At 62.5% G+C, this 10,951-nt stretch carries 10 protein-coding genes; 2 read left to right on the top strand and 8 right to left on the bottom strand.

Annotated elements, in window-relative coordinates; all coding sequences use genetic code 11:
- Positions 1–212 precede the first annotated feature (212 nt).
- The 6 genes from NKK47_RS10570 to NKK47_RS10545 form a co-directional block, all read right to left on the bottom strand.
- Positions 213–740 carry a c-type cytochrome gene (locus NKK47_RS10570; protein ID WP_352576511.1) on the bottom strand — a complete coding sequence of 176 codons (528 nt, stop codon included), beginning with the start codon at positions 738–740 and terminating at the stop codon, positions 213–215.
- Positions 741–1,091: 351 nt separating this feature from the next.
- Positions 1,092–1,472, bottom strand: coding sequence for a GFA family protein (locus NKK47_RS10565; RefSeq protein ID WP_352576509.1), 381 nt, complete (start codon positions 1,470–1,472; stop codon positions 1,092–1,094).
- A 16-nt stretch (positions 1,473–1,488) separates the two neighbouring features.
- A complete protein-coding gene (locus tag NKK47_RS10560) occupies positions 1,489–2,577 on the bottom strand; it encodes a Gfo/Idh/MocA family protein (RefSeq protein WP_352576507.1) in 1,089 nt (362 codons plus the stop codon).
- A 55-nt stretch (positions 2,578–2,632) separates the two neighbouring features.
- Positions 2,633–3,418, bottom strand: coding sequence for a ThuA domain-containing protein (locus tag NKK47_RS10555; RefSeq protein WP_352576505.1), 786 nt, complete (start codon positions 3,416–3,418; stop codon positions 2,633–2,635).
- 377 nt (positions 3,419–3,795) lie between these two features.
- The gene (locus NKK47_RS10550) at positions 3,796–5,325 is read right to left on the bottom strand and encodes a tlde1 domain-containing protein (protein WP_352576503.1); all 1,530 of its coding nucleotides are present in this window, start codon (positions 5,323–5,325) and stop codon (positions 3,796–3,798) included.
- 569 nt (positions 5,326–5,894) lie between these two features.
- Positions 5,895–6,707, bottom strand: coding sequence for a class I SAM-dependent methyltransferase (locus tag NKK47_RS10545; RefSeq protein WP_352576501.1), 813 nt, complete (start codon positions 6,705–6,707; stop codon positions 5,895–5,897).
- A 192-nt stretch (positions 6,708–6,899) separates the two neighbouring features.
- Between NKK47_RS10545 and NKK47_RS10540 the strand changes: the two genes are divergently transcribed.
- On the top strand, positions 6,900–7,319 hold the full coding sequence (locus NKK47_RS10540; RefSeq protein WP_352576499.1) for a hypothetical protein: 420 nt from the start codon (positions 6,900–6,902) through the stop codon (positions 7,317–7,319).
- Positions 7,320–7,620: 301 nt separating this feature from the next.
- Here the strand turns inward: NKK47_RS10540 and NKK47_RS10535 are convergent, their stop codons facing one another.
- Together NKK47_RS10535 and NKK47_RS10530 are read right to left on the bottom strand one after the other, a co-directional pair.
- The gene (locus tag NKK47_RS10535; RefSeq protein ID WP_023677235.1) at positions 7,621–8,217 is read right to left on the bottom strand and encodes a cation efflux transmembrane domain-containing protein; all 597 of its coding nucleotides are present in this window, start codon (positions 8,215–8,217) and stop codon (positions 7,621–7,623) included.
- A gap of 31 nt (positions 8,218–8,248) precedes the next feature.
- Complete coding sequence (locus tag NKK47_RS10530; RefSeq protein ID WP_352576496.1) at positions 8,249–10,450, bottom strand: heavy metal translocating P-type ATPase; 2,202 nt, start codon at positions 10,448–10,450, stop codon at positions 8,249–8,251.
- A gap of 76 nt (positions 10,451–10,526) precedes the next feature.
- Between NKK47_RS10530 and NKK47_RS10525 the strand changes: the two genes are divergently transcribed.
- On the top strand, positions 10,527–10,940 hold the full coding sequence (locus NKK47_RS10525; RefSeq protein ID WP_352576494.1) for a MerR family transcriptional regulator: 414 nt from the start codon (positions 10,527–10,529) through the stop codon (positions 10,938–10,940).
- Positions 10,941–10,951: the final 11 nt, after the last annotated feature.

Here is a 10,951-nt window from a genome sequence, read left to right as displayed (position 1 = left end):
CGCTTTCCCCATAGGCCCCACCCAGCCCCCCGCGGCTTCCTCCTTGGGAGGTTTTTCAACGCGGGCCGACACAGGCCCAGCCGCCACCGTCACGCCGCGGCCCGCATCGAAAAACCTTCACCATTTCTGCCGTTCCGGCATCGGCCTCACCATCTCCAAGGCGGACATTCACCCATTATTCGGCGAAAAATCTCATTCCGATCAAAGCCGCCCTACTTCGTTGCAGCGGCTGCGGCTTCCCCCGGCGGCATAATCCGCATCATGAAGGTCGACACCGCTTCCCCGGGTTTGAACGGGCCGGGAACCTGGTGGCTGACCGGCTTCACACTTTGGAGGAATGCCGCGATCGCCATGGCGTCATCCGCGGTGAGATGCGCAAAATCGCGCCAAGGCATGATCGGCGCCAGGATGCGGCCGTCCGGCCGTTCGCCGGTCTGGATCGCGGTGACGATCTGCTCCGGGCTCCAGCTTCCGATGCCGGTCTCCCTGTCAGGCGTGATATTACGGGCGACAAAGACACCAAGACCAGGAATCTCGAAGCCCACATCTGAACCGCCAAGGAAGCGCGACATGTCGGGCTTCCCGAAGAAATAACCGGATGTGTGACAGTCGCTGCAGCCGGCAATCGTAACCAGATATTCGCCGCGCGCGATCTGTGTGTCATCGGCCGTGGCCGCGTAAGATGGCAGGGCAACAATCGACGCTGTCAAGAATGCAAGATGAACTGGTGTCCGAAACATTGCTTCCTCCCTGTGATCTGTTCGTGATTTGTCCGTCGACCTCCCGCGCCGTCAACCGGTCGCAATTCCCAGATTTTAACCACGTCGAGGACGCTGAATTCTAGCATGGCCAGCACGTAGTAACCATCAGCGATCAATTGGATGGTCGGCACTTGTCGCGCCCCGTTTGAGCGCAACTGTGACGGAGCTTGCTCAGCCGACGCACAATGCCTTCTGGCGCGATCGAGCCACGCACGGTGATGGATCGACTTCGTCGCCTGAAATGCCTTGTACGGTCGGACCGGGTCGAACTCGGTCGTTCAGAGTGATTGGGTTTGATCCTGAAACGTCAGCCGGAGGCGACCAGCGGCTTCAGCCGAACGTCGCCAAACGTTCGGTTCGGACCTCGACCCACTGGCAGCGCCGGCTCTCGTGGTAGAAGGACAGGAAGGGCGGCGGGAACGCAGGGTCCGCGAAGGCACCCACCGGGATGGCGGTCAGACCGGGCTGGGTGTCGATCCGGTAATGGACGGTGGTGCCGCAATCCGGGCAGAAGCTGTAGATGACGCGGCCGCCCTCGTCGCCAATGCGCGTGAACTCCGCCGAGCGGCCCTGGACAAAAACGTCACCTTCCTCAAACCACGCGTTGAAGCTGAACGCGCTGCCGGTGCGTCGCTTGCAGGCCAGGCAATGGCAGACGAGACGCGTACCGGCTCGCCCGAGCAGGTGGCTGACAGCTGAGCGCAGGAACATTCGGCGCGCCGCGTGATCATGGCTGGCTCCTCTCACGATTCCCTGAACGATATCGCTGCGTATCGGTGCTCAATTCGGCCCGTTTCTCATCCGAGACGACTGCGAGGTCTAGGACCTTCTGCAATTCGGCCGCGTGGCGGAACGACGGTTCGGCCTGGACGCCGCTGCGGACCGCATCGACGAAGCGCTGGTAGTTGGTCGGCACCGTTCCGGCGTCCAGAACTTGCCATTTGGCGTTCTCGACATCCTCGCCGATGCAGGCTTTCAGCTCCGAGCCGGTCAGATTGTGCACGACTTCGATGCCGCCCTTGTCGCCGTAGATGCGCAGGCGGAGTTCGTTCAAATGGCCGGTTGCCCAGCGGCTGGCATGGACGACGCCGAAGGCGCCATTGCTGAAATCGAGCGCCATGGTGAAGCTGTCGTTGGCGTCGAGCTCGTATTCGCCGATCCGGTTGCCGGGCGCCTTGTCGAAGGATCTCAGGCGGCAGAACACATGGTCGATGTCGAGCGCCGCGCCATAGCTGGCGAAATCGAGAATGTGGATGCCGACGTCGCCCAGTACGCCATTGGAGCCGTGGCCGCGCGACAGCCGCCACAGCCATTTCGGATCGGTGCGCCAGTCGCCCCAGAACTTGGATATCAGCCAGCTCTGCAGATAGGACGCCTCGACATGCCTGACGGTGCCGATCTCGCCTGCCAGCACCATAGCGCGCGCTCTCTGCAGCGGCGCGACATTGCGATAGGTCAGGTTGACCATGTTGATGATGCCGGCCCGCTCGGCGGCATCGGCCATCTCACTGGCTTTCTGGTAATTTTCGGCCAGCGGTTTCTCGCACAGCACCGGCTTGCCCGCCGCGATCAGCATCATGGTGGTCGGATGGTGGATGCGATCGGGCGTCACGTTCGCCACCGCGTCGAACTTGCCCCATGCCAGCGCCTCGTCCAGCGACGCGAAGCGGTTGGGGATACCGTAGATGTCCGAAAACTTGTCGACACGCGTGCGGTCGAGATCGACGGCGCCGATCAGTTCGACGCCCTCGATCTTGCCGAACTGCCTGGCGTGCTCCTCCGCCATCCAGCCGGTGCCGAGTATCAACAGACGCATGATTCTTATCCTTAGGACAGGGCTTTATCTTCTTGTTCGATCATGGATTTGTCGTCTAGCGGAAGCCGGCTTCGCCGGCGGAATGAAGTTTTCCGCCGCGCTCGACGATCGGCTCGAGCGCCTTTTCCACCGGCACGTTCGGCGCATCGAGGATGGCCGGATTGGCGCCTTGCGGGTTGTGCGCCCATCTCACCGCATTGCGCAGCACCTTCTGGACATTGGGGTCGTGATAGGTCGGATAGGTCTCGTGGCCGGGCCTGAAATAGAAGATGTTACCGGCGCCGCGGCGATAGGTCAGCCCCGACCGGAACACTTCGCCGCCCTGGAACCACGAGATGAAGACGGTCTCCAGCGGCTCCGGCACGGCGAACTGCTCGCCATACATCTCCTCGTTCTCGAGCTCGAAATACTCGCCGATCCCGGCAGCAATAGGGTGGTTGGGGCTGGTCACCCAAAGCCGTTCGCGCTCGCCCGCCTCGCGCCATTTCAGCGTGCAGGGCGTGCCCATCAGCTTCTTGAAGATTTTCGAGAAGTGGCCGGAATGGAGAACGATCAGCCCCATGCCTTCCCAGACGCGGCGCGTCACGCGCTCGACCACTTCGTCGGCGACGGCGCCATGGTCCTTGTGCCCCCACCACAGCAAGACATCGGTCTCGGCCAGACGGTCGGCCGGCAGCCCATGCTCCGGCTGCTCCAGCGTCGCCCACGACACTGATATCTCCGGGTCGAGCTTCAGTGCATTGGCGATCGTCGCATGCATGCCCTCGGGATAGATGCCCGCGACCACCTCGTTGGTCCGCTCATGAATATTCTCGCCCCAGACGACAGCGCGTATTGTCATGATGTCCTCGTGATTGTTTGAAGCTGGAGCCGCCCCTACGGGTCAGTCATAATATCCTCGGCCGGGAATGAAAACCGTTTCGCGGCCGGCTGCTGACAATCTGTTGGAAAGCGGGCGGGAAAGTCCACGCGGCAAAACCAGCGATGCCGGCGGGACAGCGCCCTGGACAGCGGCCCCTCTGTCCTGCCGGACATCTCCCCCACTTGTGGGGAGATTGGATATCACGCCGGTTTTCGCAAATCGCCAACGTTGCAGGAATGAGCGGAGCGTGGAAACTGCCGATCTCCCCCCTTGTGGGGGAGATGTCCGGCAGGACAGAGGGGGGCGCGAAGGAACGCTACAGAGCGGCTTTCATTCTCCGCCGCCCCGCGAGCAATCTACGCGCCGCGGCCCTCTTGGGCGACGCGTGTCAGCGGCTTCGACAGGCGCGGCACCACGACGAGCCGCTTGATCTTGCCCTTCTTGTAGGCGGCGAGGAAGCGGGCATAGTCCTTGAAGACGACGCAGCCATTGGATTCGGCGCGCCCGCCGCGCAGCATGTAGGTGTGGGCGAGCAGGCCGTCGCGGCCATATTTGTTGCTGCCGCTGGCCGGCGTCAGACGGATCGCCTCGACACCGTGAAAGCGCGATTCGCGCATCGTCAGATTGTAGGTATCCGGCGGCGTCGGGCCGACATTCTTCTTGTGAACGTAGCGTGGCTGGTCGACCATCGCGCCCAGTCCCGAATGTGCCTCCAGCCGCGAGCCGTCGGGCATATAGACGGTCTTGGCCGAGATGTCGTAGACGGCGACGCCGCTGCCCATGCCGGGCGTGGTGAACAGGTTCCTGAAGGCTCCGCCGAGTCCGCCGGAAGGCATGTCGGGCTTGGCATAGGCCAGCATGTCGCCGCCCTGCGTCTTCGACCGTTTGCCCGGCTTGCCCGACACCGCCGGCACTGCCGCTTGTGACGAATTGCGAGGCGACAGGCTGCCGGGTTGCGTCTCGACCGGCGGAGCGTCGGCCGTCTGGACCTTGCTCGCCTTGGCGGTCCTGGAGGCCTGCGCCTTGGGCGGCTCCGTTTTCGATGGCTGATCCTTTTGCGCCTGATCTTTTCGCACCTGGTCTTTTGGCGCCTTATCTCTTGACGCTTGAGCCCGCGGCGCCTCGGCCGGCTTATCAATGTCCGCCCGCGGACGCAGCGTCGGCAGCGGAATGCTGTCGGGCATGTCGTCTTGCGGCGGCAGCGAGGCCAGCTGGACCTCAGGCTCTTGCGGCTCTTGTGAAGCTGCGGGCTCGCTTGCCGCGGCGGCTGCCGGGAGCACGTCGATCATCTGCTCCGGCAACGTATTCGCCAGCGCCAGTGCCAGGCGCGACGAGCGTTCGATCTCCGCCACCGCCGGCCCGAAGCGCACCGACGCCGGGCCGTTCGGGTCGGGTATGCGTACCGGCTCGGCGAACCGGGCGTCGGCCGGCAGGCTTGCGAGCATGACGGGTGAGCCGGCACGGGCAAAGGCGGCGGCAAGCTTTTGCGGCGACAGCCCTGCTTTGGCCACCACGTCGTCGAAGCTCGATTGCCGCGATGCATCGGCGACAAGCGGCACGGTATTGCGCTTGAGACGCGCCGATTTTCCCTGGTGAACGAAGTTCGACGCCGACCGCAGGCAGTTGGCATCGCACCCATGCTGCAGCAGCTTGGCCGACAGCGCCGCGTTTGCTGCGGCCCACGTCGGGGCCTGCGCCTTTGCAAGGCTGCGGCGAGGATCGGCGAGCGCGATGGTGCGCGGCGCGAGCAGGCTTTGCGGAAGACCGTTGGAAGCGGCGGTGAGCGAAGTTCCCATCGAATAGAGTCCGGCCAAGGTCGCCACCGACCATAAAGCAATGGCTGCGCCGACGGCCGGAACCGCGACCCAGCGCAGGCCGGGCCTCATCGAAGTCAATCCAGTTGCAGGACTGTCACCCCGGGTTTTCGCACTTACAAACGCCATTCAACCACTCTCAATCGGCCGATGCCGGCTAGCGGATTTCGCAGCCGTGACATTCACAGTTCGCCTGGTGCCCCCAGCACGCTTCGCGTCTGTTGCCGATTGATTCAAAAGATGGACAAAGTTGGTTAACCAATCCCTCTACCGACCGCCGATTGGGCGACGGTCACACCGAAAAACGCCCTCCAAAACCTGCATAGTTGGCAAAACTGCCCTCCAATGATGACTTTGCTGCCCGTTTTTGTCGGCCGAGTCAAGAAAGCGAAATGACTAGACCTTGCTGGGCGGAGTCGGCCATGGCTGCGAAAGTGAAGCCGGGCCGACCAGAATCTTGCGGCCGGCAGCCGCCGCCATCAAGCCCCGGCGATCGGTCAAACCGGCGATTATCGACCTGGCACTTGTCGACCTGCCACTCGGGCGAATGAACGTTAACGTCTGAGAATTCGGGATAGCGGCAAGATGTTTGCCGCACAGCAGCTGAATGTCGCCAAGTGCCGGAGCGGGATATCCAACACCTAGGCCACAGCCACCACTATGTGAGCCTGGATTTTGGCAGCAACCTCGCCGCTGCCATGCCTGTCTGCAATCGCGGCTGCGGCGTAGTCGGTTGCAGCGTCCAGTTTTCCCGCCTCTCTGGCCTCGATTTCATTGCGAAGGAGAGTGCCCTGGCAATACGCAACGGCCGGAAGGCGCGGCGAGGAGGCACGGCTTTGTTCGGCTCTCGTCTCGATCACCACACCGGAAAAACCTGCGTCCTCCAGCTCGCTACGGATCAGTGCCGTATCGTGGTAGCCATGCGGCGTGCGTGCCAGAAAGCGCGGCGGATCGTTCGGAAAAATCCTTGCGAGAGCATTCGTCACATCGTCGGCAAACACGTTCTCCTCGATGCGATCCCATACGCTGAATAGAAAATGTCCTCCGGGCTTCAGGACTCGCCGGGCTTCGCGATAGGCAGATGAGCGGTTGGGAAAGAACATCGCGCCGAACTGACAACAAACGAGATCGAAGGCCGCATTTTCAAACGGTAGCGCCAGAGCATCCGCCTGACGCCATTTGATGCGATCGTCGGGAGCTTGCCGCGAAGCGGCGTAGTCGAGCATCGGCTGGTTGAGGTCGGTTACGACATAGCTTGCATCGGCGGACAGTTTTGGCGCCAATCCGCGAGTGACAACCCCGGTGCCTGCGGCGGTTTCCAGAACGGCGCTTGGCGACAAGGACGCTGCTCGTCGTGCAAGATCTGCGGCGAACGGCTCGAAAATCAACGGCACCATATAGCGGTCGTAGTTTTCCGGAATTGAGCCAGCGAATACCTTGTCCGTTTCCAACATTGCTATCCCCCGTCGCCCGTTTGATGGCTCGCCAGCATAGCATGGAATTGTTTGCTGTTCGGTCGCATTCGACCGGGAGTCGGTTTCGCTCCCGTAAGCTCCGAAACGCCGTGCTGCAATTATCTGCATGTGTGCTAATGTGTTGTGGTCATGCGCATTGGTGCGTGGCCAAACATAAAATGGGAGGATGCGATGAAAACCATAAATCGCAGGTCTGCAATTGCGCTCGGCGTGACGGCGGCAGCGGTAATGCCTTTGTTCACGCTGGCGGCTGCTGCAAAGGTCAAGAAATACGGCCCGAAGGAAGGCAAGGAGATAGCCCCCGGCGTCAGACTGGTCGAGGTCGGCACCGGCAATTCCGACATCCCCGCCTACAAAAGCATCTCAATTGTCGATGTGGTATTTCAACCGGGAGCAGCCGCTCCAATGGTGATGGACAACGACATGGTGTGCACCATTACTGCCGGTGAATTCACGATCAAGAAAGCCGGCAAGGAATTCAAGCTTAGGGAAGGTGACGTATATACCTGCTCCAAGGGCAAGACCGATGAGGCAGCCAACACCAGCAAGGTGGTCGGCATCCACCGCATCGCCGTCTTGATACCTGCCTAGCGCATGCCGACGAAAACCGGCCCGCGTCCTCTTCGGAGACGCGGGCCTTTTGATGACGTGCGTGGCCTTGAGCGGTTCATCGTTTCACCGCTTCGACCCGGTCGACTTCGTCCAAGTGTGGTGAGGCTCATGCTGTTCATGGTTTTCCTCCCGATTTTTATTTATGAGCGGTTCTCCCTCCGCCCGCTTTGAAAGGGTGCGATTTATTAGAGATCGCGCAAGTTTCTGGCTGACTGCTGGCCGGTATAGGGGCCTGCATTGGCGGATTGGCAATCCGGCAGCGCGCTGAGCGTTTTGGAGTTCACGAAACGGCCCGGTGCTCTTCCCGAGCTGCTTCCCAGACCTCGCGCGCCGCATCTGCATTCACTGCCGCGATTCCCAGGCCGACGATCAGATCCGGCCACGCCGAGCGCCACAGGAAGGCCGTCACCAATCCGGCCAGTATGATCGCAATATTGGCGACCGCATCGTTGCGGGCCGAGAGGAATGCCGCCCTGGTAAGACTGCCGCTGTGATGGCGGTAGCGCGCCAGCATGTAGGCGCATGACAGATTGACCGCCAGAGCGCCCAATCCCGCCAGCGTCAGCGCCGTTGGCTGCGGCGGCACCGGCATGTTGAACTTTTCCCACGCGGTCCACAGCGTCGCCAGGCCCGGCACCAGCAGGATAAGCGCCAGCGCCATGCCGACCCGCGAGCGGGCACGCAGCGACCATCCCATGGCGAGCAGTATGAGGAGATTGACCGAGGCATCTTCCAGAAAATCGACGCTGTCGGCGAACAGCGACACCGAGCCGATCGCCAGCGCGACGGCGAATTCAATGCCGAAATAACCCAGGTTCAGCAGTGCGACGACAAGCACCACCCGGCGAAGGCCGTCCGACGCAATGGCTTGCTGCATGGTCTGCCCTAACACGATTCCGTTGTCGCTCTTACCAGCTGCTTTTCCACCGCAACAGCCGCATGGCATTGGCCGTCACCAGCACCGTCGCCCCGGTGTCCGCGAGAATGGCGGGCCAGAGGCCGGTGATGCCGGCGATCGTCGTCACCAGGAACACTGCCTTCAGGCCCAACGCAATGGTGACGTTCTGCTTGATGTTGGCCATGGTTGCTTGGGACAGCCTGATCATGGCCGCAACGTCGCCGACGCGTCCATGCAGCACCGCTGCGTCAGCCGTTTCAAGAGCCACATCGGTGCCGCCGCCCATGGCAATGCCGACATCGGCGGCGGCAAGTGCGGGCGCATCGTTGATGCCGTCGCCGACCTTGGCTACCCTAAGCCCCTGCCCCTTCAACTCGCCGAGGATGCGCTGCTTGTCCTCCGGGAGCAGTTCGGCGCGCGCCTCGATGCCGAGCTGTTTGCCGATGGCAGCCGCCGTGCGCTTATTGTCGCCGGTTAGCATGACTGTCCTGATGCCTGCATTGGTCAGCGCCTTTAGCCCGGCGAAAGCATCCGGCCGGGGTTCGTCGCGCATGGCAATGAAGCCGGCCAGCGCGTTGTCTATAAGCAGCACCGCCACTGACTTGCCTTCATCGTTCAATGCCACGATGCGTGCCGCCTGGTCTGCTGGCAGCAGGTTTATCTCGCCCGCCGCGACTGGCGATCCCAGAAACAGGTTCTTGCCGCCGACACGACCGACAACCCCTTTACCGCCGATCGCTTTGGCTTCGGCGGCAGGCGGCACGGGAATGTTGCCGGCTTTGGCCCTTTGGAGGATGGCCAAAGCGAGGGGATGGCTCGAGCCGATCTCAAGCGCTGCCGCGAGCGAAAGGATGTCGCGTTCACTGGCACCCACCGCAACGACATCGGTGACCTGTGGCTTGCCGAGCGTCAGCGTGCCGGTCTTGTCGAGCGCCACGGCGGTGATGGTCGCGAGCCCTTCCAGCACCGCCCCACCTTTCATCAGCAGGCCGCGCCGGGCTCCGGCCGAAAGCGACGCCGCGATCGCCGCCGGAACTGAAATGACCAGCGCGCACGGGCAGCCGATGAGCAGCAGCGCCAGCCCCTTGTATATCCATTCGTTCCAATCGCCGCCCAAGAGCAGCGGCGGTGTGGTGGCCACGAGCGCCGCGACGGCGACAACGCCGGGCATGTACCAGCGCGAAAAGCGATCGATGAAGCGCTCGGTCGGCGCCTTGTTTTCCTGCGCCTCCTCGACCAGCTTGATCACGCGTGCAATCGTGTTGTCTGCGGCGGTCGCCGTCACCTTGACGCGCAGCACGCCGTCGCCGTTGATAGTGCCGGCAAAGACCGTGTCGCCGACGTCCTTGCGCACCGGCACGCTTTCACCGGAGACGGGTGATTCATCGATGGCGCTCCCGCCTTCGGTGATCTCGCCGTCAGCCGGAATCCGGTCGCCCGGCCGCACGAGGATGATGGCGCCCACAGCCAGGCTTTCTGCCGGCACCTCGCGGGTCTGGCCGTCTTTCTCGACGAGCGCGGTTTTGGGAACGAGGGGCGTGAGCACTTGAATACTGGACCGTGCGTTGCCGGCCGCAACCCCTTCGAGCAACTCGCCGATCAGGAACAAGAAGACCACCGTCGCCGCTTCCTCGCCGGCACCGATGATGACGGCCCCGGCCGCCGCCACAGTCATCAGCATTTCGATTGTGAACGGAATGCCTGCCGCTGCGGCCATGGCCGCTCGGCGCGCGATCGGAGTCAGGCCGAGCAGCATTGCGGCGATGAAGGCCCACTGGCCGGTCGCGGGCCAGGCGTAATCAATCGCGAAAGCCACGGCCAAGGCGACTCCGCTGGCGATGGCCAGGCGGCCCTTGGCGCTGTCCCACCATAGCTCCGACGCCGGCGCATCATCGTTATCATGTAACCCCGCTACGTTCTCGTCGTGATTGCGCCTTCCGTCGGCATGGTTGTCGGCGGATTGATCGGACGCCGGCGTCCCAGACTTGGAGGTCAGCGGAGCGACGGCGTAGCCGAGGCCGGTGACCTTCCTCTCGATCGCGCCGAGATTGCTTTCGGGAGCATGAGTGACCGTCAGAGTGCCCGCCGAAACGGATACGTTGATGTCCTGAACACCAGGCATCCGCCGCACGGCCGTATCGATTTTGCTGGCGCAACCGGCGCAATCCATGCCTTCCACGCGGTAGCGGGTCTGTTGTTTGGTCGCAGCCATGGTGAACCTCTTGTATCTTCGACCGCGACGCTACATCCTCTAGCGACTAGAGGAGCAAGCGAAAATGCCAGCAGGTATGACCATCGGTGAAGCGGCCCGACACAGCGGCGTGAAGGTTCCAACCATCCGCTACTATGAGCAGATCGAGTTGCTTCCTGCCCCTGCCCGCAGCGAAACCAATCGCCGGCATTATGAAGCGGCAGACTTGCGCCGGCTCGCCTTCATCAGGCACGCGCGCGAGTTGGGGTTCGAGATCGAAGCCATCAGGGCGCTGCTGACGCTGCAGGATAATCCCAGCCAGCCTTGTGCGACCGCCGACGCCATTGCCCAGGCGCGTCTGGCCGACGTGGTTCAGCGGATACGCAGCCTTACAGCATTGAAAGCCGAGCTGGAGCATATGGTCGAAGGCTGCCGGCACGGAAAAGTCTGCGAATGCCGTGTCATCGAGGTGCTGGCGGATCACGATAAATGCGAGCATCCTCACCATTGATTTGCCAGAGC

The sequence above is a fragment of the Mesorhizobium sp. M0019 genome (assembly GCF_040323975.1).
Classification (GTDB): domain Bacteria; phylum Pseudomonadota; class Alphaproteobacteria; order Rhizobiales; family Rhizobiaceae; genus Mesorhizobium.
Note: the sequence above shows the minus strand (reverse complement) of the source record. Positions and strands in the feature narration are given on the sequence as shown.